Here is a 22,414-nt window from a genome sequence, read left to right as displayed (position 1 = left end):
TGAACTTATTGCATCTTAGTTTTTAATGTATTTTCGATATCATCAAGAATGGCTTGGGCTGCTAATGGTCCTGCAGAGCTCGACCATAGCTGGCCATTTACTGTTATCACGTGATCTTGTTTAACCACATTTAGACGGGAAAATGCAGGGGATTTTCTTGCGGCTTCTAGCGCATCTTTGCCTTCTGTATTTAATGTTGCAAGGAATAACCAGTCACTATCAATTTTTGTCAGATTTTCTAAGCTAAGAGGACTGCTATGAGGGCGATTATCCTTAACAAGACCTGCATCAGAAACATCAAAGCCAGTAGCGGAAATAACATCATTCGCAAACAAGCTTGCCGACATAACAATAGGGCCTTGTGGCATCCAACGTGCAATCGTCGAAGTGCGTTTTCCTTCTGGTAATTTAGCAGTAACCCTTGTTTTTAATTCATGTTGACGGCTTCTAACTTGGTTAAGAATAGCTTCCATCTCTTCACTTTTATTCAGCGCTTTGGCGTATGAGCGTGAAATAGTCATCCAACTTCCCGGAACGATGCCTGGTGATGCTGGCGCAACGGTCGGAGCTATTTTTGACAGAATGTCGTATTGCTCTTTTGACAAGGTTGCCGAAGTCAGAATTAAGTCAGGGCGTTTTGAGGCAATAGCTTCTAGATTACTTTGGCGTGATGTGCCAACGATACTCACGCCTTTAGCGCGATCTTCAAGATATTCTGAAACGGTATCACCACCACGAGTTGCGACCGCGCCTAAAGGTTTAATACCAAGCGCAATGGTGTTGTCTAACGCGTCTTCTGACAGAGTTACCACGCGTTTCACATTGTCATTAACGTGGACATCACCGAATTTAGTTGTAATAGTGATTTCACCCGCGAAAGCACTGAAAGAAGAGGTGACACAAGCACAAAGTAAAAGTTTTTTAAAAGAGGGGCGATTAGGCAACATAACGGATTCCTTTAATTAATATATCTACCACAACATCACTCGTTACTTTGATTATAAAGGCAGCAAAATGAAGCGGATGCATAGGCAGGCGAATAAGCGACGCTAATGATAACGCTTCTTATTAGTTTTTAAACAGGGAATCTCAATTTAAATGTTACGAAAAGCGGAACGTGTTGTTTTGAAAATTGCGTTCCGCTTCGAGTTCGAAGTTAAGCTGAAAGGGTTTTAGTCCAAAGAGAAGCCAAAGAAATTAATGTCTGTTTTATAGGGAATTTCTTTTGCTGATGTTTGTAGCTGATCAATCATCTTGAGATAAGTGGCCATTTGATGGGCTTGCAGATTTTTTTCACTCGGAATCGATGTAGTGAATTTAGTCGCTCTTAGCATGCTTTTTATGCCATTGGTTTGGGTAAACTTTTTGTTGCCTAATAAAATTACTTCTTCACCCATGTGCCAAAAAATATCTAAGTCTCTGATTTGCATTGGGCTGAGTGGCGGAACCAAAGGAACGATATCGTTTGGCGTAACCACTCTGATTAGAGGTAAGTTATCGAACTTTTTTGCACCAGTCACATTGGTGACTTTCGGTTGGCCAAAGGTAATCACTTGTTCTACCGAATAACCCTCTTTCTGCAAATACATGGCCAGTATCACCGCAATCGCACCACCCAAACTGTGGCCTGTTAAGTGAATTGGCTGATCTTTGCTAAGGAAAGGTTTGATGTCCTCGTAAACCGCTTTCGCACCAGAACCAAAGCCTTGGTGCAATTTGATATCAAGTACAGTATCTGGCTTTAACTCTAAGTCCAAATCCAACATGGCATTTTCTAAATTTGCCGTGCCTCTAATGGCAAGTGTCTGAACGCCATCCGCACTGCTTAAAAAGTAACTCACCTGAGACGCTGGAATTAACGATTGATGAACTAGTGTTTGACCTTGCTCTTGCAGGCGTTGCTCGAGTGTGTTCGCTTCAAGATAGGTGTCATCCGATAACTTAGCTTGGGCTTTAATAGACGCAAAGTCTGGTGCAGCAAACGCCAATTGGAAAGGCATAACAATAAGAATACACAGTAAAATGAGCTTGTTTTTTAGCATGAGGGAATAGAAACAACATAATAATTGGGAAGTCCAGAGTACTAAAAAATGACTGTTACTAATAGAGGTTTATCCTGGGTTGATAGCTTTGGTGAGTTTGCATTTTTCTGGCTTTTTGTAGCATGGCCTTTGTTGCAATTTTATTTAATGGATTTTCCTCTTTGGGTTGGTCGATGCGCTGATAATAGCTGAAAAATTCAGTTCAAAAAAACAGCGTATTCGGAAGCATCGGGCCATAACGCCTTTAGCAAAAATGTGCAACAGCTTTCAGGTTCACTGGTTGGCAAGCTAGACGCTCAAAAGCAAGCGTTAGAAGAGCAATTAAACGATCCTTCTATTAGTAAAGAAGAGTACCAAGCATACAGCGCACAGCTTGATGATTTAAATACAAAATCGTTATTAGTGAAGGGCATTAGCGCAGCGATAACCGCTCCAACCGACAGTCTTACCGGACAACTGGCTGCCGCGGCATCGCCAACACTGGCCTATGGCATTGGTCAATACTTCAAAGGTCTTGCGGCTGACAACCAAGATGGCCAACTAACTGGAGGACAAGAAGTTGCCCATGACCTTGCCCACGGCATACTGGCCGCTGCCGTTGCCTCCGCAGGTGGTAACGACGCCACGACCGCAGGCATCGCCGCCGCAGGCTCCGAAGCCGCCGCTCCAGCTGTGGCTAAATGGTTGTATGGCACAAGCGATCCTGAAAAACTGAACGCCAACCAAAAACAAACGATTACCTCAATCATGGGCGCCGCGTCGACCACAGTGGGCGCCACCACGGGCAACGTAAACAACGCCATCGCCGCAGGACAAGCGGGACAGAATGCGGTGGAGAATAACTATTTAAGCTATCAGAAAAAATCTAAGCAACTGGAATTGAAAGACGAATTACAACACTGTGTCGGCATATGTACCCAAGCCAGAATGGATGAGCTCAGCGCACAAATTGATCAATTTAATAACCTTGATAAAAAGCGTGAGACAGATTACGTCGCGGCTTGCTCCGGTTCTGCAAACAATGATTGTAATAATGAAATGGGCAAAGCAGGCTTGGCTTATCGTAGCTATGATAAGCAAGCTAAAGAAGATGGCGGTTTTATAGCAAATAAAGAACTTGCTGTTGAACAAGACCATACTCGTAATTTAATGTTTAATGTATCAAGTAATATAGATACTGAGTATGTCGCGCCTGCTCTTGATAATGTTGATATTATAGCGGGTGCGTTTAGTTTAAATGCGGCTATTTCTGGCTTGAGTAAAGCCAAAAATATTGTAGAGGATGCAGCGACTGCGACATCCAAAGTAAATACAGTTACAGCGCAGGCTGGGAGTGTTGTTCCAAACAAGTTAGGCAAAGAAGTATGGGATCTAGATCCGAAGGTTCGTGGTAGACAAATAGAGTCATACCTTACAGAAACTGATTATAAAGATTGGGCTCGTTCCGATAATTTCATTAACCCAAAAACTGGCGAACCATTTAAATCTAATAACTCCCCTTCGATTGATTTTCAACAAGGAAACAATGTTGTTAGTCTCAAAACAGTTAATACTCGTGGTACATCTTGGGAGTACGATATGAGGTCCCATATCGATCACCTACAAAAAACTTCCATAACTGTTTCCGACGTTCCGGCAACTAAAATATTGGATGTTAGGGTTCAGCCAGGTGGTTTTAATGATGCGAAGCATTTAATCGAGTATGGTAAGCAGCGAAATATTTCAGTAATCATTAAAGAATTTGGTAAATAATTATCATGGTACAAATCGAAATTGTTCTTAAAGGTAAAGCTTTCGCTGAAGCTTATAAGTTATGGAAGAAGCTTACGAAAGAAGTTGAACCAGAATATCTAGATAAAAAGGTGGTTGATGGATTAAATGGCAAAGAACTAGGTTTTGCCGATGTTTCTAAGACTCTTCTCAAGAGTAAGGCCGATAGCTTCTTTATTGAGCTTAATGGGGGTAGTGTTGAGTTTTCATATATTGCTGATCTGGATTTTTCTAGATTAGATATAAAAAATCTGGCTGCTACTAAAGAGTCTACAGAAAAATGGGTTTCTCAAATGGTAAAAGATCCCGCTTTTGTTCAGGGTAGATTATATGATGGAGAATATGACCGTTGGCAAAATATGGAAGACATTGTTTACTATGAGTCCGAAGGGCGAGATCATTCGAGTCTACCAAAAAAGAGTAATGGATTGCCATTTCCTCTTGAAAGTGAAGTAATTGATGTTTCTAGGAATCCTGGGCGATGGGAGCTGAAAAAAGGGTACATTGAATGTGTTGGTTCAACTATGTGGATGAGCAAGGCTCTTTTGAAGGATTTAGGTGTAGATAATCTCGCTATAGAAAATGTATCCGATTTAGGAAGCGTACTTAGATTTGATGTACAGGATGAGTGCTTTAAAGCAGCAGCAGGTGAAGAAGCAGAAGTTCAGAATGAGTTGAGGAGAATGCTTTTTAATAAATAGTTCCAAACAACCCGAATAGAGGACTAACTTTTGTCGGTGAAAATTTAGGGAAACCAAGAAATCCTGCGATACAAAACGCACGTGATTTTGAATCAGGCACTGCAGGTGCTTTTAGTGATGTAGCTACTCAGCAGCGTCAAGTTCCAGCATTACGTTACGATAACCCTAATCCAAATGGTGCTTCAGTTGTTAAATTTGATGGTCATCAAAAGCTGAGTTTGGGGTCAGATCAAAAACTAACCTGTTGGCGTGGTGCCGTGATGAAAGTGAGTTTGACTAGAAATCTACCCAAGAATACAACTTTAAATTTAGGTGATGTTACACTGTCTGCTGCTTTAGCCCGATATTTCAAAGCTTTTAAGAATGTATCAGAGGATGCCATAATGTTTTATGATAAATTCGATAAGTACCAATCAGTGAAAGTTATCATTGCTGATATGGTGGAAAGCACAAAGTGGAATAAATTATCGAACGAAGAATATGAGGCTGTGGTTGGTGAACCATTATGGTCTCGGCATGGTGGGTAGTGTCTATTTTTAGGTTTTTTTAAGTTTTATTGTAAGGGGGGATTATGAGTTACGATTTGTTTTTAAAGCCTAAAAGTGGTGAATTATCCGCTGAACAGTTCAAAATTTACTTTAAGCATCGAGAAAATTATGAGATTTTTATAGAACCGAATAGTTTACAAGCTAGGTATGTAAACAAAATAACAGGTGCCAATTTTTACTTTGAATATCAACAGAGTTTGCAACATGATGAAGATGGACATTACCCAATAGCTTTTAATATTGGTTATTTAAAACCATCATATTTCTCCAAAGAAGCAAATGTTGAATTAAAGGAACTAGTAGGCACTCATAATCTTATGATCAATGATCCTCAAATGAATGGTATGGGCGTTGGTGACTACCAATCAGATAAGTTTATTAATGCGTGGTTACGTGGAAATAGTTTAGTTTGTGAGTCTTCTTTTTTAAGTAATAAAGAAATCCCTACGTTGCTATCAGAAAAAGTTGAAAACGTTTGGTTATGGAATAAAAATAAAAATCAGCTCCAAGATAATATTTCTAATGATGTATTTATTCCTAGTATTATGTATTTTCGAAAGGACGGTAAGGTATTAACTGCATGTGTATGGGAAGACGGGATTCCGATTATAATACCACCAGTAGATATGGTGGTTATTGTTAGAAAAAATTTAGCTCCTAAAAAAGGTGCTGAAAGAATTGAAGATATTACTTTTGTTATGTGGGATGAATTAAAACCGATCTTAGAGGATGTGAAACTTAGAATGGAAGGTGATGCATACCATCTTTTTTATAAAATGATGCCATATTTAATCAGAAAGTTCATTGTAAGTTTAGATGAAAAAGACATGTCAGAGTTGCAGAGAATCCCACCTGAATTTGTTTTGGATATGAACTAATACATAATAATTTAACAGGGCATATATGGGCGCTCCGGTGCCGTCAAGGCCGCACTGTCCATAGACATTTTCTGCCTAAAATCCAGTCGTTTTCAGAAAAATTTTCTTGAAAACGGCTGTTTGTTTATTCATTTCTTACGATTATTTTCAGAAAAAAACAGTTCGAAAATAGTTGTTGGTTAATAATTAATCTGTTTTCCGCTCAAATTATGTGGCTGCTTCTCCAAACGTGTGGACACCTATTTTTAGGGGATAGTTAGGTTTCTAGCCAGTTGTCCTGTCCACACTGTCCATAGACATCTCCTGCTTAAATTTCAGCTGTTTTCAGAAAAATTTTCTTGAAAACTGTCCTGTCCACACTGTCCATATACACTTCCTGCTTTAAATCCAGTCGTTCTCAGAGAATTTAACAGAAATTTAACAGGACACCCACACAAACTTGACGGCTTAAAAGTATGCTGTGTATTTAACTAGTATTGTTTTTTCTCATGGAAGAGAGGTTTTGTCATGCCAAGAGCCAGGAGTTTGGGGTCAGATCAAAAACTAACCTGTTGGCGTGGTACCGTGATGTATGTTCTTTAAATACTCAGTGCCATCATTAGCCATTGTATCTCTAGTTTCTTGATCTGACCCCAAGACTGGTTAAACAGCAAACCTCAACGCTCGCCGCGAACAATCTCGCTATTCAGGCACAAAACAACCTCGCGTTAATCGGTGCGAAGGTGTCGGTTGCGGATACCGCTAGCCTTCAAGCCAATAACGTCACCATTGATGCGGCGCATGAACAAACTGTTGTCACCACTTCCCACACAGACGAAACGGTTTCAGGCAAAGGCGCGTCATTCTCCTCTGAAAAAGGCGAAGCGACAATTGCTAGTCTCACCGAGACCGACCAAACAGAGCGAACCACGACCACCGCGAACACCTGGGCGGGCAGTGACATCCATGCTGGCAACCTTAAGATCAAGGCTACCAACAAGGTTGCGGTCTTAGCCAGTGACATCAATGTACAAAACAACGCCAGCATCACAGGCGAAAACATCCTAGTCGGTGGTCGAGAAGCCACCACAGAAACCACCCACGACAGCATCACCAAAACCAACACGATTTCTGTTGGGGTGAAAAATGCCTATGCCGACACCTACCTTGCCGTCAGGGCGTTAGACCAAGCCAAAGATGCCGTTAGTGATGCCAAAGCTGCGTACGACGAAGCCAAGCAAAAAGTCGCCGAAGGCAAACTGCCTGAGAGTGATTTGGACTTCTACGAAAACAAACTGGATTCCGCTAAGAAGAGTGAAAAGCTGGCGAGCTTAGCGGTTGTTAACGCAGGTGTCACAGCCACACTGAGTTCTGCAACCGCAGGTTTCACGGCAACCGCGGGCGTGAGTACACAGGTAACGACCAACACGACGACCGCCACGCAAAGTAACTGGAATGGTTCAACGATCAATGTCGGCAATAATGCGTCGCTGAATGGTCAAAACAACCTCACCGTTGAAGGTTCTGCCATTTCGGCGCAAGGCACACTGGAAGCCAATGCGAAGAACATTGATATCTTAGCGGGCAAGAATACCTATGCAGAAACCACAAGCAGCCAAACAAAAGGCGCGAGTGCCAGTGTGACAGCCAGCCTTGGCGGTGGTGTTTCAGGGTCCGTCGGCGTCAATACCAGTGAAAGCAACAGTAACAGTCAAAGTACTCAATACAGCAACAGCAGCCTAAGTGCTGGCACGTTAAAGAGCAACAGTGATCAGCTAAGCATTCAAGGCGGTAACTTGTCTGGTAATGAAGTGGTCATCAACACCAATAACTTAGACGTAGTTAGTCAGCAAGCTACCTCAACCAGCCACAGTGAAAGCCAAGGTAAAGGCATTAACCTAGGGGGAAGCGCAAATAGCGACTCTGTGTCGGTGAGCTATAACCAATCAGAAACGGATTCAGACTACGCCAGTGTTACTCAACAAAGCAGTATTACTGCGGGTGACCAAGGCTATCAGATCAATGTGGCTGGCAATACCAACCTCGTTGGCGGCTTGATCACCTCTACTGACAAGGCGGAAGCCTCCGGCAACAATGCCTTTAGCACTGGCACCTTGACCCAAAAAGACCTAGCGAATCACGCGGTATACAGTGGTTCTAGCATGGGCGTTGACGTGGGTATCAGTTCCAATACCGATAGCCATGGTGATAGTGGATTTGGTTTTTCCAACTCTATGGGGCAGGGCTCTGCGGGCGACAGCCGACAAAGCACCACTCAAAGTGGTATCAACACTGCGAACCTAGCCATCACGGATGCAGATAAACAGCAGGCGTTGACCGGACAAAGTGTTAGTCAAACTCTAGCCGACATCAAAACGACAACCAGCACCGACACCGCACAGGATAACAGCGGTGTGCTGAAAAATACCTTCAACCAAGCTGACGTTGAACAGGAGATCAACAACCAACGTGAAGTCACCCAAGCCTTTAGTAAAAATGTGCAAGAGGTTAAAGGCGCAATAACCAACTCTATAAACAAACAAAAAGACGAACTCAACGCCCAACTCAAAAACGGCAGGATTAACCAAACAGAGTACGACCAACAAACCGCCACGCTGGACAACTACAGCTTACTGGCGAACACCATCAGCGCCGGACTCAGCGTTCCAACCGACAGCCTTGCAGGGCAAGTGGCAGCGGCGGCTTCGCCTGCCGTGGCCAACCAAATTGGCCAATACTTCAAAGGCCTTGCCGCCGACAATGAAAACGGCCAACTGAGCGCAGGGCAAGAAACCGCCCACGTCTTAGCGCACGGCATATTGGCCGCTGCTGTCGCCTCCGCAGGTGGCAATGACGCCACCACCGCAGGCATCGCCGCCGCCGGCTCCGAAGCCGCCGCTCCAGCTGTGGCTAAATGGTTGTATGGCACAAGCGATCCTGAAAAACTGAGCGCCAACCAAAAACAAACGATTACCTCAATCATGGGCGCCGCGTCGACCACAGTGGGCACCACCACAGGTAACGTCAACAACGCCATCGCTGCAGGGCAAGCTGGTCAGAATGCCGTGGAGAATAACTACCTTACCACCCTCGAAATGGGTGCATTGGTCAATGAACTTATTGGTTGTGAGGGCGACAGTGATTGTCAGCAAGAGACTCGTGAAAAATACGAAGAGATTAGTGATCAAAATGTACAAAATATGGTGGCTAACTGCGCAGCAGGCGGTGCTACTAGTGATGCCTGTTTAGCTGAGACAAAACAGCAAGGACTAGCAATCACAGATCTTCAAAGCGGTAAGTATGATGCATTTTCTACAGGCACAACAGAAGATGATATTCTTAACGTATTTCGTGATATAAACCTTAAAGACAAAACCCTTGCTGGAGAACTTGCTGCAGGAGCCGCTGTTGATGAGTTAGCGGCCCAATACGGATGGTCGAAAGAACAAACGCAGGCTGTTACCATGGCCGTAGTAGCTTTAGCGACCAAGAAGGGCATGCGAAATGCTAAGGGTGCAGATGGGAATGCAACGTCAGCTGGAAGTGATGCTACTACGAAAGCTAATAATACTTCTATTTCTGATAAGGTTATTATTGTTCCTAAAGAAAAAGCAAATGTCTTTGACGTGTGGCAAAAAGCGGCTGATGCAGGTGAATTGGTAAGAACGGATCCTAAAACAGTAAGAGGATCAGGATTTAGAAAGAGGTTAACTGAAGAAAAAGGCTCTCCTCCAAGTGACGGAGTTGATGCAGATCATATAGTTGAACTTTGTGTTGGTGGTGCTGATTGTGCTAAGAGTAATGGCCAATGGTTAAAGATCGGACCTAATAGGTCGTCAGGACCAAAGGTGTTTAATCAGGTAAAAAATGATCCCTTGGGGACTGTTTATAATAAAGTTGAACTGGAAAAAGATAATGGTGGATAAATTTAACTTACCTGAATTTGATGGCAAATCAGCATATTCGGGGGCAATTCGGTTTTATGACCATTCTAGCTATAATTGGGAGCAGGAATGGGGCGATTTGTATGGCTCATTAAAACCAAATTTTAGTCTATTTGCGATAGATGTGTTTGGAACAGCTTATGGAACACTTTTAGATGGGAATGTAGCTATATTTTGGAGTGAAACAGGAGAGCTGGAATCTATTGAGGCTACTCAAGAGGAGTTTTTCGAAATGATTTTGGAAGATCCCAATGCAACCCTTAACTACGATTTTCATCTATCAGCTATAAAAATGCTTGGTAAACCTGATTATAATGAACACTTTGCTTTTAAAGTTGAAATTTCATTAGGTGGTTCTATGTCTATAAATAATTTAATAATAATGGAGTCAAATAAACACTTTCGAGCCATGGCTAATATTGCTAAACAAATTAATAATTTACCGATAGGATCGGTCATTAATAATATTTCTTATGAATGAGTAGAGTGAGCGATCAGAGCAAGGGAAACTGCGATGAAGAAGTCACACTACTGTCCTGTCCACACTGTTGTCCTGTCCACACTGTTGTCCTGTCCACACTGTTGTCCTGTCCACACTGTTGTCCTGTCCACACTGTTGTCCTGTCCACACTGTCCATAGACATTTATTGTTTAAAAATCAGCCGTTTTCAGAAAAACTCTCCTGAAAACGTCTGTTTTTTTATTCATTTCCTTCGATTATTTTCAAAAAAAATCAGATCGAAAATAATTATTGGTTAATAATTAATCTGTTTTCCGCTCAAATTAAGTGGCTGCTTCTCCAAACGTGTGGACACCTATTTTTAAGGGATAGTTAGGTTTTTAGTCATTCGCTATTTTTTCTTTTTTGCCTTGTCCGGTTTCAGGTTGATGGATAACAAGGCATTCTGATAAGCCGATTCTGGTGTTTGATAATCTAGGTTCTGATGCAGTCGAACATTGTTATACCACCACTGGAAATTTTGTAGCAGATAAGGCAGTTTTTCCTCGCTTTTAAATGAACTGGGTAATTGTCGTAGGTGGTGTTTCAATGTGCCAAAGAATCGCTCGATTCTTCCGTTTTGCCAAGGGCAATGCTTCTCTGTGGTTTGTTTTTTGATGCCCAAAAACCACAACCCAAAGCGGATTAATTTTGAATTGAAACAGGCTTCGTTATCGGTTTTCAAGAACCTCGGTTTGGGGTGGTGATCAAACTTTCAAATACTGATAGTCAGCACAAGCCTCATTCAAAAGAATGTTGTCAGAAAAAGTCCATGACTTGACGGTCAAACAGTGTGAGTGGCATTAGGCCAATTTTCCATCAATCAATAAAAGAGGTGATGTTTTATAAATCGCAGCCACTCCAGTTAATTCTTTTAACGCCGTTGACTGTTAACGTTGGCAAGTCTTGTAAGGTTTCTTTCATCATGAAGGCAGAAAATGCTGTTTTAAATTTTCTGATCATCGCTTGTTTTATGATGATTATTTTGGTGGATTTTTTCATGGTTTATCCTCTTCTAGGTTGTTGATGGGCAGATCATAGAAGTTGGTTATCTCGCCAACAAACGACGTATTTTCACTCTTTTGATTAGATAAATTCATCAAAATTAAAGTGTGAGAATAAGACGTAAGATCAGACGTGAACAGTGTTTTAATAGGAGTTTTTTGCAATTTTCTAATACAAAATATGATGTTTCATATTGTGGATAATTCGACTTGTAATGCTAGTTCTAATTATATGGATATATAGGTTGAAACGTATCAAACATTAGACTGACTCGTAGGAGCTTTGGAGGATTTTTTACTTTGGTTATTTTTTCTTCTGTTCTTGTCACAGATCAAATCAATTTTTGGCGAGTGAGCTCACAATGAATTCATCGATTAATTATGTGTTAAGTGCACGGATAGAGGTGAAAGTCATGAGTAGTACATTTTATATTTCAGCCGTAAATATTATGGGCGAACATGCCCTTGATGATGCTATTAAACAAATTGAAACCTTGGGCTTTAAGCAGGCTTTGATTGTGACTGATCCTGGTATGACCAAATTGGGTGTCACCGCTGAGGTGAAAGCTTTGTTGCAAGATCAGGGCATACAGAGTTTGGTTTATGATGGTGTACAACCTAATCCAACAGTGGCAAACGTTAATGCTGGATTAGAGGTTTTGCATACTCATCAGTGTGATTGTGTTATTTCCCTAGGTGGCGGTTCTGCCCATGATTGCGCAAAAGGGATTGCGTTAGTGGCAACAAATGGTGGTCATATTAGCGATTATGAGGGTGTGGATGTTTCTAAAAAGCCACAATTACCTTTGATTGGCATCAACACCACTGCCGGTACGGCTTCTGAGATGACGCGTTTTTGTATTATCACTGATCAAGAGCGTCATATCAAAATGGCCATTGTCGATCAAAATGTTACGCCGATACTTTCTGTTAATGATCCAAGGTTAATGGCTGGCATGCCAGCAGGTTTGACTGCAGCAACGGGAATGGACGCTTTGACCCACGCTATTGAAGCATACGTTTCTACCGCAGCTGATCCGATTACTGATGCATGCGCTATTAAAGCAATTGAAATTATTCGCGATAATTTGCACCAAGCGGTTCATAACGGCACAGATATGAAGGCTCGCGAGCAAATGGCTTATGCACAATTTTTAGCTGGTATGGCATTTAATAACGCTTCTTTAGGTTATGTTCACGCTATGGCTCACCAATTAGGTGGTTTTTATGACTTGCCACACGGTGTTTGTAACGCCGTTTTATTACCGCATGTTGAGCGTTATAACAGCCAAGTTGCTGCGCCACGCTTAAAAGATGTTGCTAAAGCATTGGGTGTAGAAGTGCAAGCTTTGAGTGATAAAGAAGGTGCGGATGCCGCTATCCAAGCGATCGTAACATTATCCCAAAGTGTGAATATTCCTGCTGGTTTAAAAGAGCTGGGAGCGAAAGAAGAAGACTTTGCTGTATTGGCAAGTAATGCAATGAAAGATGCTTGTGGTTTTACGAATCCGATTCAGCCAACTCATGACGATGTCGTCGCTATTTTTAAAGCTGCTTTTTAGTTTTGAAATAGTTTGAAAATAAAAAGGCCTTGTAATGTAATTACAAGGCCTTTTTATTGGTTAGTTGGCGTTTTTTATTTTTTCATACTGCTCTAAAGGTATAAAACGAACGTTTTTACTAAAGTCATTTTTGTCAGAAATCGCGTTTATATAGAAGGTTAGGCTTGGTGGGCGTTTTTTAAAGGTCAGTTGCATGATGGTTTTGTACTGCATGGAAGAGGCGCGAGATAACATATCTTTTTCACCAAGCGCTATCCATTTTGGCACGTTTATATCGGTTAAGCTAAATTTCATCATGGCCCCTTCGGCACCATCAATACGAAACGTTAGCCAGTTAGTTTCACCCATTGATCTGACTAAGTAAGTCAATGGCTGATTAGGCACTGGTGACAGTTCTACTTTTAAGTCTTTATATTCAAAGTTGACTGCTTTGGTTGGATTTAGCTGCAAGGTAAAGGGAACTATTTGTCCGGATTTATAATGTGCTTTAGCGTTAAATTCAGTGACGTTTTTTAGTCTTTCGGCGGGGAAGTCCCAACCCGTCAACAAGTATTGTTGTAAAGATTGAAAAGTAACGCCATCACCACTGTAACTGACCCCCCCTAAAGGGTTAAGACTAATGGGAATGGTTTGACCCGCTTTATTTTTAGCAACAATGTTGGTTAATGAGAACTTACCTTCAGGAGCGTAGGGAAAGTTGTGTTGATAAACCATATCTAAAATATCATCTTTTCTTCTAAAGTAGCCTGTGTCAGATTTGAATATTTGTTCCTGCGTTAATGGTTTGTTGATCTCCTCAATTGAAGGGCCATCTTGTTTGGTGTATTCGAAAGCAGGAGACTCTCTGTCATAGTCAAACTGTTTGGTTATATCGCCTAATTGCCGATTTTTAGGCAACATAATGATGCTGCTTCTAGCTATGCCTTGATAACCGTAACGTTCAAATGGGGCATTAATAACTAAGGCGAGCTGTGATAACCAGCCATGTTCTCTCTCTATTAAAATTCGACCATAAAATTTTACAGGTGCTTGTTCGCTATTTTTTGTTTCTGGTTGTTGGCTTACTATTTCTGCAAGTAAGTATTTCTCGGATACATTAAGTACCGTAAGTGATGCATCGGTTTTGCCTTGATAGGATGGTAAGGATATTTTGGCGCCAACTTTGGCCGGAATGGCGGTTAGAAATACTGACGAGTTAAACATTTTCTTCATTTCTTGCTCAACTTCTGGTCCGCGATCCTTAAGGATATCTTGCCAGGCTTCTTTGTTGATCGCTGTAAAATTCGATACTGTTCCTTTGGTTAAGTCAGCTGTGAATTCAAACCCTTTTGAAAAGATGGCATGCATTCTGGGATTTTTATCTGCAGATTGAGTGCTGCTGAATCCCTGGCTTTTATCGTTATCAAGCCGCATGTAATCAACATCAACTATAAAATGATTTTCTGGCGTTACTTGGGTTACTTTATAGGTTTGCAATTGATGGACTGTGATCGTATTGGTTTGATTCGAGTTACCTGAATCTACAGTTATTTTGGTTCTGTTTAAAATCTGGTATTGACGTTCGTCACCTTTGTCGGGCGTGAATTTTACGTCTGAATTTGTGGGTGAGCAGGCGATTAGAACGAAACTTGCTAGAGAAGCTACGATATGTTTCATGATGTTCCTTATCTTTGAACTATAGAAAAACAGCATTATGCCTGCTTGACTCTTCTAATAATAGTAAGCCAATTGAATGCCCTTGGTAGTGCCGAAGAGGGGTTATTTATAAAGTACTCTTTTTTATGAATCCTATTGCCAGTATAATTGGTTGCTAAATATCTTGTTCTGGTCCTACATTCCAGCACCCATACCAAACATAAAGAGTGAGGTAGAATCTACATGCTTCCAATCGACATTCGATTAGCTTCGCAAGCTGATTTAGCAGACATTCAATTTTGTGCCAAACTGGCTTATGAAAAGTACGTTGTGCGAATAGGGCGGGAGCCTGCGCCGATGCATGCGGACTTTGCAAAATTGATCAATGATGGTCATGTATGCATATCTATGTTTGACTCGCAATTTGCAGGTTATGTTGTATTTTACTCAGGCGATACGCATGTTCATTTGGAAAATATTGCTGTGTTGCCAGAGTTAAGTGGCCGAGGCATTGGTAAGGCGTTAATTAAGTATGTTGAGAATATTGCCATAAGCGATGGTTACCAGTCGGTTCAACTCTATACGAATGAAGCGATGACAGAGAATTTAGCCATGTATCCGAAACTGGGGTACGTCGAGATTGCTCGTAAGCAAGAAGATGGCTTTAACCGTGTGTTCTTTCATAAGCCGCTCTAGATAAGTATATGGAAAATGAATAGGAAAATGTCATGATCAAAATCCGTCCATACCAAGCAAACGATGCAGATCTTCTTTGGCATTTATTTTTCAATACGATTCGCATTGTTAATGCTCGGGATTACTCTCAAGTTCAGGTCGAAGCCTGGGCACCAGGGTCTTTTGATATGACTGTTTGGCAAAAGAAAATGATGGATCTACAACCTTTTGTTGCTGAGTTGGATGGTGTGGTTGTTGGTTATTGTGATTTACAGCCAGATGGTTTGATTGATCATTTCTTTTGCCATCACGAATATCAGGGACAGGGCGTGGGAAGGGCGTTGATGAATCATGTATTATCCTTAGCAGATGAACGAGGTGTTGCTCGTCTTTATTCTCATGTGAGTATTACTGCTAGACCTTTCTTTGAGTATTTTGGGTTTTCGGTTGTGAATGAGCAGAGGATATTAGTGCGTGGTCAAGAGTTGACTAATTTCGTGATGGAAAGACGGTTTTAGTGACTGGTAAAACAGGTGCCTTCAGCTATCACCATCAGTTGTAATACGTTAAACTACGCGCCCGAATTTTCCCGTAATATACTGACGCGAGTATCTAATGAACGCTGAGTTTTCTATTTTATCTGCCACCTTATTATTTTTGTTCGTTATCGATCCGTTCGGCAATATTCCTATTTTGTTGTCGGTGATGAAGGGGGTGCCGCAGAAGCGTCAATATCAAATCGTGGTGCGCGATGGTTTGATCGGTCTGGTTATTCTGGTGTGTTTCTTGTTCTTCGGTGCGGAGTTTTTGGCATTGTTGCATTTAGAAACGGAATCCATTTCGATTGCTGGTGGCGTGGTGTTGTTCGTGATTGCGTTGAAGATGATTTTTCCTTCGCCTTATACGAAAGAAGCTGGTCCCGTGATGGAGCCTTTTATCGTGCCAATTTCTATTCCCATGTTGGCTGGGCCATCCACTCTGGCGACATTATTAGTGATGGTTAAGAGTTACCCAAATGATCAGCAAGACTTGCTGATCTCTGTTGGTGCGGCATGGGCAATTTCTGTGATTATTCTGGCGATGGCGCCTTTGTTGAATCGAATATTGAGAGAGAAAGGCTTGGCAGCGCTAGAGCGTTTGATGGGCATGTTGCTATTGATGATGTCGGTGCAGATGCTCGTGAACGGTGTGCGTAGTTTGTTTACTCATACATTGGCAGCACTTTAAAAGACAGTACTTTAAGCGTTGCGATCAAGGTGGGTTATTCGCCGACCTTGATCACATATTTGCTTCATTTCTAATCTAGTAAGTCTAATCTTCTATAGCCGGAATGTCGTTTGGGTCGATTAGTCCATGTTCTACGGCGATTTGTAGAAGCAGAATGACTAGTTCATCTGGTGGTAATAGGTGCAATGGCGTTGTTTGGCCTTGTTCTGCTACGGCGTCGTCTAGGTCAACGTCACGTTCTTGAAACCATGAGTGAATACTTTGTACTTCAAAACTTGGCTCTAATCCTTTTATCTCGTAAGTGGCTTCAACTAAAAGACTAAGGGATTCTGGCTCAAGCGCGTAAATCACGTCAGTATCAAATTCATTGATCCATTCCGCTAAAATATCACTGGCTTCAAAGCCAAATTCGTACAACTGTTGTTCATCAAGGTCGTGTGCGTTAGGCTCGATACGATGGTTTTCTAACCATTCGTCGTCGGGAATCACCAGCACTTCTTTGACTTGCGCTTCGTGAGTAGACCAGGTGAAAAGTAATGGAAAGGCTGGCTCGTCGGAAGAATTGGCGACAGCCGTCATGAATATAGGTAAACTTGCCATAATTTAGAACCAATGTTTGATTGTTAAGGAAGAATAAATGACCAGCCGAATCAAGATCAGTAGTGCGTTTGATGGCGGTAACATCTCCGTTATTAATGCTTCGGAGCCGGACAATATTAGAGTAAAGATCCCTAATGATACAAACTCTAAATTTTTGCAGTGGTTTTATTTTCGTTTACAAGGCGGAATGGGCGAACAATGTGTCATCCATTTTGAGAACGCCAGCGATGCCGCTTACCCAGATGGTTGGGTCGATTACCAAGCCGTTGCTTCTTACGACCGCGAGTATTGGTTCCGCGTCCCAACGGAATACGTAGACGGCAAATTGGTGATTACGCATCAGCCAGAGCAAGACAGCGTCTATTACGCGTACTTTGCACCTTACAGCTACGAGCGTCATTTAGATATGATTGCTTGGGCAGCCAGCAATGAAGATTGTATTACCGATCATTTGGGTGAAACAGCCGAAGGTCGTGATATTACGTTGTTGGAGATTAGCAAAACCCAAGGCCTTGCGAAAAATATTTGGATCATTGCTCGCCAGCATCCCGGTGAAACCATGGCGGAATGGTTTATCGAAGGCTTGCTTGAACGTTTGTTTGATGAATCTCACCCGATTGCTCGCTCGCTTTTAAAGCAATGTCGTTTTTATATTGTGCCGAATATGAATCCAGATGGCGCAGTGCACGGTAATTTGCGGGTGAATTCCAAAGGCGTCAACCTGAACCGCGAATGGAAAAATCCAACCGCAGAATTCAGTCCAGAAGTGTTGGCAGTACAAAAGAAAATGGCTGAAACAGGCGTGGATCTATTCTTAGACATTCATGGTGACGAAGCCTTGCCAGTTAACTTTGTGGATGGTTGCCAAGGCGTGCCGTCGTTTGATGCTCGTATGGAAGCGATGGAGACCTTGTTTAAAGATGTTTTTACCGCGGTCAGCCCAGATTTTCAGACTGAGATCGGCTATACCCCAGATCAATTTGGCGAAGCGAATCTAACAGTAGCAACCAAATGGGTAGGAGAAACCTATAAGTGTTTGTCTTTTACCCTAGAAATGCCCTTTAAAGATAATAACAACTTGCCAGATGATGTGGTTGGTTGGTCTCCAGAGCGTGCCAAAATTCTGGGTGCGGATGTTTTGTATCCAATTCATCAAGTGATCATGAGTGCTCATATGAAGGCAAATGATTGATTTATGTCGGCTGTCAATAACGACTCGTTAGAGCTATTAAAACTCGCCATGCGTCAATTTGCCCAAGACAGAGAATGGGAGCAATTCCATTCTCCTAAAAACTTGTCGATGGCCTTGGCGGGCGAGATGGCTGAACTGTTGGATTGCTTTCGCTGGCTGACAGAAGAGCAATCTTATGATTTGGATAGTGAGCAGATGTCGGCGGTGCAAGATGAGCTAGCGGATGTGTTGCTTTTTACGGTTCGTCTGGCCGATAAACTGAACGTCGATTTGTTTACAGCAGCAAAAGACAAAATTGCGAAAAATACAGAGCGTTATCCTGCTGAAAAAGTGAAAGGCAGTGCGAAGAAATACGATCAGTATTAAAGTCATCTGAGAAAATCTAAATAGTGCAGTTTTATGGTGAAAATCTGTTGTTTGGCTATGGCAGTCTAGCAAGAAGTCGATTAGCATCACGCACGAATAAAAGTCCCATTATCGATTTTATAACATGTTATTTTAGGATGAGAGAAAATGCCTAAGGCTAGTGAGATCAAAAAGAATATTGCTATCAGCTATGACAATAAAACCTACATAGTAAAAGACATTGAGCGTTCTGTACCACAGGGCCGTGCTGGCGGTAGTCTTTATCGTATGCGTATGTATGACGTGGTAACTGGCCGTAAATTGGATGAGACATTCAAAGATTCCGATATGATCGACCTTGCTGATCTTGTTCGTCGTCAAGCGATGTTTTCTTATTCCGATGGCGATGAGTATGTTTTCATGGATAACGAAGACTACACGCCTTACAGCTTGAACAAGAGTGCTGTTGAAGAAGAGATTCTTTTTGTTAACGAAGAGACTGTGGGTATTCAGGTTGTTTTGGTTAACGACGTGCCTGTTGTTATCGAATTGCCTACTAACGTTGAGTTAGAAGTTGTCGAAACCGATCCTTCTATTAAGGGCGCTTCTGCTACCTCTCGTAACAAACCAGCTAAATTGTCTACTGGTGCGATTATTCAAGTACCTGAACACATTTCTACTGGTGACCGAATCAAGGTTAACGTAGAAGAGCGTAAGTTTGCAGGTCGTGCAGAAAAGTAATTATTTCTAGTTGATTTAGTTCCATAAAAAACGCAGCCATGAGCTGCGTTTTTTTATGGGTTATATTGTCTTTGTAAACTTAATAAATATCCGTTTTTTTAATTTATTTAAATCTGATTGTTACTTTTATTTTCTTAAAATTTAATTATGTTAAGTTGTGTTAAGTTGTGTTAAGCATTTGCTTTTATTTTGCATTTTTGATGTCATTTAAAAGATTTTGGATATACTGAAATTAAATAGGCTAATTATCAGTTAGCTTGTTTCCAAGGTACTCACATTTAAAAATAACAGAGGCTGCAAATGTCATTACACCGGAAGCTTATATTAGCAAGTTGCGCAACTTTGGTTTTTGCCGCCTGTATATTAGCGGCTATTTCAACGATTTCTATGAAATCCCAGGTATTGAACGATTTAGAAAGCGCGATGAATCGTTACGGAGAAAGCAGCGCAGGTCGAATTACTCGTTGGTTAGAAGGCAAACACCAGATTGTCCTTTCCTTGAAGGAGGCTGTTGAAACTTATCCAAATAATGATGAAGTGATTGTACAGTCTTTGGTTCAGTCGCAAACCGCTGGTGACTTCTTGAGTGTTCTTTATGCGACTAAAGAGGGTGATACTTATCGTACAAATGGTAAGAATACAAAAGAAGGTTACGACCCAAGAGTAAGGGATTGGTACAAAACAGCGCTTGAATCCTCAGGTCCTGCGATTAGTGAACCTTACCTAACATCCAGTTCTAAGAAATTAGCGGTATCACTAATCAATCAAGTAACAGTGGATGGTAAGTTTGCTGGGGTTGCTTCTGCAAACCTATCCTTAGATGGTGTAAATGATGTTGTCGCCACGCTAAAAGTACAAGGTAATGGTTTTGCTTTTATTGTCTCCGACTCTGGCAATATTATTTCTTACCCCGATGATAGTTTCAATAATACGCCGTTGTCTGAATTAGAATCGAATATTAATTTAGAACAAATTAAATCAAATATTGCTCTAGGTAATTTAGCTGACGTAAAGGTCAAAAATGTCGATTATTTAATGTCGTCAGTAAAAATAATTGGTACAGATTGGTCTTTGGTATCTCTTGGAAATAAACAAGTGTTAATGGCACCTATTCAGAGCTTAGTTATTTATCAGCTTGTTACCGTGGTTGTTTTGATTATTTTATCCATTATCGTTCTAAGTATTTTAATTCGCTTCTTATTAGCAGATTTATTAAGAGTATCAAATGCGCTTGAGGATATTGCTCAGGGACATGGTGATTTGACGGTAAAAATTGAAACCAGAAGTCGTGATGAGGTTGGTAAACTAGCGTCTAATTTTAATAACTTCGTCTTTAAGCTGAGAGACATTATTAAAAGAATTGATGAACTGAGTAATGTACTTTCTGATCAATCTAAAGCAAGTGCTTCCTCGGTTGAGCAAAGTACAAAGCGCCTGAATGTACAACAAAATGAAATGGTGTCCGTTGCGGCCTCGGTCGAAGAAATGACAACAGCGACACAAGAGATAGCAACAAATGCAGAGCAAACGGCACACCGAGCTAACGAGACAGTAAAAATCAGTAGCTCAGGTCAAAGTTTAGCAAACACCAGTTTGTCTTCTATTAATCAGCTAGCGAAAGAAGTGACTTTGGCAAGCCAAGTTATTGCAGAGTTGAGTGAGCAAGGTGATAAGATTAATACGATTGTGTCGACGATCAGTGGTATTGCCGAGCAAACCAACTTATTGGCGTTGAATGCTGCGATTGAAGCCGCTCGTGCGGGTGAGCAAGGACGAGGTTTTGCTGTGGTTGCTGATGAGGTTCGCGTGTTATCTCAGCGTACTCATTCATCGACAGAAGAAATCACAGGCATGATTACCATGCTGCAAACCACCACATCGAAAGCGGTGAAAGTGATGGAGCTCTGTCATAGTTTGGCCAGCACAAGTGTTGATGATACGAAAAAATCTGGCGGTAGTTTTGTTGAAATTGCTGAGGCTATTGATCACATCAATAATATGACCGCGCAAATTGCGACGGCCGCTGAAGAACAAACTAGCGTGATTGGTGAGATAGGTCGTAATACTCAAGCGATACGTGATGTGTCTTCTGAACTACAAGAAGAAATGGATCAAGGTTTGGAGCAAGCGCATAACCTTAAAGTGTTGGCTGAGTCTTTGCGTGAGCAGGTACAAAAATTTAAATTGTAATGAGTTATTTTTAGTAATCAAAAAATGCAGCCGATGGCTGCATTTTTTGTTTTAGGACGTTACCAAGAATTAAAGATTTCTGTTTAATCTTTTTTAGCTGATTCTTTCAAGGCTTCTTTGGCTTTTTTCTCGGGATGATTGTTTGCTTCTGTCAGTCCAGCTTCGCGTTGAACTGCGGCTAAAACACCACGTAAAATCCCTAATTCTTGCTTCTCAGGACGAGAGCGATTGAAGAATCTATGCAGCTTGTCTAAAACCTTACCTGGATGGCTACGGATGATGAAGTTGATACCATAAAGCGTCTCTTCTAAATGTTCATAGAAAAGATCCATGTCTTTCTTGTGTGGGTATTCTGGCGTTTCTTTTTTGTATTTTTCTTTATTCTGGTTTGCCATCCAAATTTCGTAAGCGACGATTTGTACCGCTTGTGAAATATTCAATACTGGATATTCATCGTTGGCGTCGATATAGACTTGGCGATGGCATTGAGCGATCTCATCGTTTAATAAGCCTGTTGTTTCACGGCCAAAAACGATGGCAACATTATGATCAACCGCTTCTGGAATAACACTTTCGGCGCATTCACGGGCATTCATAATAGGGAGTTGAAAAGTGCGATGACGCGCGCTTGTGCCAATGACAAGACTGCAGTCTGCGATGGCTTCTTCCAAGGTAGGAACGATAGTGGCATTTTCAAGTAGATCAACAGCACCTGCTGCGCGGCTGGTGGCTTCTTCTGATGGGTAGTCATTTGGATCAACCAGATAAAGGTTGGTTAGTCCCATATTCTTCATGGCTCGGGCAATGGCACCGACGTTACCAGGATGAAAAGTGTTGATCAGTACGATTCGGATGTTACTTAGCATGGGTCTTGAGGTACTC

21 protein-coding genes are annotated in these 22,414 nt (G+C 41.6%); 14 read left to right on the top strand and 7 right to left on the bottom strand.

Annotated elements, in window-relative coordinates; genetic code table 11:
* Positions 1-5: 5 nt before the first annotated feature.
* Positions 6-947: an ABC transporter substrate-binding protein gene (locus ACO05V_RS14235; protein ID WP_421852686.1), complete on the bottom strand. Its 942-nt coding sequence runs from the start codon at positions 945-947 to the stop codon at positions 6-8.
* Between the two features lie 225 nt (positions 948-1,172).
* Positions 1,173-2,042, bottom strand: coding sequence for a lipase family protein (locus ACO05V_RS14230; RefSeq protein ID WP_421852683.1), 870 nt, complete (start codon positions 2,040-2,042; stop codon positions 1,173-1,175).
* Positions 2,043-2,297: 255 nt separating this feature from the next.
* Between ACO05V_RS14230 and ACO05V_RS14225 the strand changes: the two genes are divergently transcribed.
* The 6 genes from ACO05V_RS14225 to ACO05V_RS14200 all read left to right on the top strand — a co-directional run bounded on the left by ACO05V_RS14225 (position 2,298) and on the right by ACO05V_RS14200 (position 10,343).
* Complete coding sequence (locus ACO05V_RS14225; protein WP_421852680.1) at positions 2,298-3,794, top strand: VENN motif pre-toxin domain-containing protein; 1,497 nt, start codon at positions 2,298-2,300, stop codon at positions 3,792-3,794.
* Between the two features lie 5 nt (positions 3,795-3,799).
* Positions 3,800-4,513, top strand: a complete 714-nt coding sequence (locus ACO05V_RS14220) for a hypothetical protein (protein ID WP_421852677.1) — start codon at positions 3,800-3,802, stop codon at positions 4,511-4,513.
* Positions 4,514-4,773: 260 nt separating this feature from the next.
* The gene (locus ACO05V_RS14215) at positions 4,774-5,040 is read left to right on the top strand and encodes a hypothetical protein (protein WP_421852674.1); all 267 of its coding nucleotides are present in this window, start codon (positions 4,774-4,776) and stop codon (positions 5,038-5,040) included.
* 44 nt (positions 5,041-5,084) lie between these two features.
* Complete coding sequence (locus ACO05V_RS14210) at positions 5,085-5,939, top strand: hypothetical protein (RefSeq protein ID WP_421852671.1); 855 nt, start codon at positions 5,085-5,087, stop codon at positions 5,937-5,939.
* A gap of 722 nt (positions 5,940-6,661) precedes the next feature.
* Positions 6,662-9,844, top strand: coding sequence for a hemagglutinin repeat-containing protein (locus ACO05V_RS14205; RefSeq protein WP_421852668.1), 3,183 nt, complete (start codon positions 6,662-6,664; stop codon positions 9,842-9,844).
* On the top strand, positions 9,834-10,343 hold the full coding sequence (locus tag ACO05V_RS14200) for a T6SS immunity protein Tdi1 domain-containing protein (protein ID WP_421852665.1): 510 nt from the start codon (positions 9,834-9,836) through the stop codon (positions 10,341-10,343). The genes ACO05V_RS14205 and ACO05V_RS14200 overlap by 11 nt, the downstream gene beginning before the upstream one ends.
* Before the next feature lie 370 nt (positions 10,344-10,713).
* Here the strand turns inward: ACO05V_RS14200 and ACO05V_RS14195 are convergent, their stop codons facing one another.
* Positions 10,714-11,046, bottom strand: coding sequence for an integrase core domain-containing protein (locus tag ACO05V_RS14195; RefSeq protein WP_421852662.1), 333 nt, complete (start codon positions 11,044-11,046; stop codon positions 10,714-10,716).
* Between the two features lie 158 nt (positions 11,047-11,204).
* Positions 11,205-11,363: a hypothetical protein gene (locus ACO05V_RS14190; RefSeq protein WP_421852659.1), complete on the bottom strand. Its 159-nt coding sequence runs from the start codon at positions 11,361-11,363 to the stop codon at positions 11,205-11,207.
* A gap of 415 nt (positions 11,364-11,778) precedes the next feature.
* Between ACO05V_RS14190 and yiaY the strand changes: the two genes are divergently transcribed.
* Entirely contained in the window at positions 11,779-12,927 is a 1,149-nt protein-coding gene (gene yiaY / locus ACO05V_RS14185) for an L-threonine dehydrogenase (RefSeq protein WP_421852656.1), read from the top strand.
* Between the two features lie 60 nt (positions 12,928-12,987).
* Here the strand turns inward: yiaY and ACO05V_RS14180 are convergent, their stop codons facing one another.
* Positions 12,988-14,583 (bottom strand): hypothetical protein, encoded by a 1,596-nt coding sequence (locus tag ACO05V_RS14180; RefSeq protein WP_421852653.1) that lies wholly within the window; start codon positions 14,581-14,583, stop codon positions 12,988-12,990.
* A gap of 222 nt (positions 14,584-14,805) precedes the next feature.
* Between ACO05V_RS14180 and ACO05V_RS14175 the strand changes: the two genes are divergently transcribed.
* The 3 genes from ACO05V_RS14175 (at position 14,806) to ACO05V_RS14165 (ending at position 16,464) form a co-directional block, all read left to right on the top strand.
* Complete coding sequence (locus ACO05V_RS14175) at positions 14,806-15,258, top strand: GNAT family N-acetyltransferase (RefSeq protein ID WP_421852650.1); 453 nt, start codon at positions 14,806-14,808, stop codon at positions 15,256-15,258.
* Between the two features lie 32 nt (positions 15,259-15,290).
* Entirely contained in the window at positions 15,291-15,755 is a 465-nt protein-coding gene (locus ACO05V_RS14170) for a GNAT family N-acetyltransferase (RefSeq protein WP_421852647.1), read from the top strand.
* A 97-nt stretch (positions 15,756-15,852) separates the two neighbouring features.
* Positions 15,853-16,464: a MarC family protein gene (locus ACO05V_RS14165; RefSeq protein ID WP_421852644.1), complete on the top strand. Its 612-nt coding sequence runs from the start codon at positions 15,853-15,855 to the stop codon at positions 16,462-16,464.
* A gap of 84 nt (positions 16,465-16,548) precedes the next feature.
* Here the strand turns inward: ACO05V_RS14165 and ACO05V_RS14160 are convergent, their stop codons facing one another.
* Positions 16,549-17,064 carry a hypothetical protein gene (locus ACO05V_RS14160; RefSeq protein ID WP_421852641.1) on the bottom strand — a complete coding sequence of 172 codons (516 nt, stop codon included), beginning with the start codon at positions 17,062-17,064 and terminating at the stop codon, positions 16,549-16,551.
* Positions 17,065-17,101: 37 nt separating this feature from the next.
* Between ACO05V_RS14160 and ACO05V_RS14155 the strand changes: the two genes are divergently transcribed.
* From ACO05V_RS14155 to ACO05V_RS14140, 4 genes are all read left to right on the top strand, one after another.
* Positions 17,102-18,256, top strand: a complete 1,155-nt coding sequence (locus tag ACO05V_RS14155; RefSeq protein WP_421852638.1) for a M14 family metallopeptidase — start codon at positions 17,102-17,104, stop codon at positions 18,254-18,256.
* Positions 18,257-18,259: 3 nt separating this feature from the next.
* Positions 18,260-18,622: a nucleotide pyrophosphohydrolase gene (locus ACO05V_RS14150; protein ID WP_421852635.1), complete on the top strand. Its 363-nt coding sequence runs from the start codon at positions 18,260-18,262 to the stop codon at positions 18,620-18,622.
* A gap of 147 nt (positions 18,623-18,769) precedes the next feature.
* Positions 18,770-19,342, top strand: coding sequence for an elongation factor P-like protein YeiP (gene yeiP / locus ACO05V_RS14145; protein ID WP_421852632.1), 573 nt, complete (start codon positions 18,770-18,772; stop codon positions 19,340-19,342).
* A gap of 387 nt (positions 19,343-19,729) precedes the next feature.
* Positions 19,730-21,532 (top strand): methyl-accepting chemotaxis protein, encoded by a 1,803-nt coding sequence (locus ACO05V_RS14140; RefSeq protein WP_421852629.1) that lies wholly within the window; start codon positions 19,730-19,732, stop codon positions 21,530-21,532.
* Positions 21,533-21,615: 83 nt separating this feature from the next.
* Here ACO05V_RS14140 and trmJ read toward each other — a convergent pair whose 3' ends face one another.
* Positions 21,616-22,398, bottom strand: a complete 783-nt coding sequence (gene trmJ / locus ACO05V_RS14135) for a tRNA (cytosine(32)/uridine(32)-2'-O)-methyltransferase TrmJ (protein WP_421852626.1) — start codon at positions 22,396-22,398, stop codon at positions 21,616-21,618.
* Positions 22,399-22,414: the final 16 nt, after the last annotated feature.

Source organism: Marinomonas sp. (assembly GCF_965225885.1).
In the GTDB taxonomy this organism is placed as follows: Bacteria; Pseudomonadota; Gammaproteobacteria; order Pseudomonadales; family Marinomonadaceae; genus Marinomonas.
This window is presented reverse-complemented; position numbering and strand designations above follow the sequence as displayed.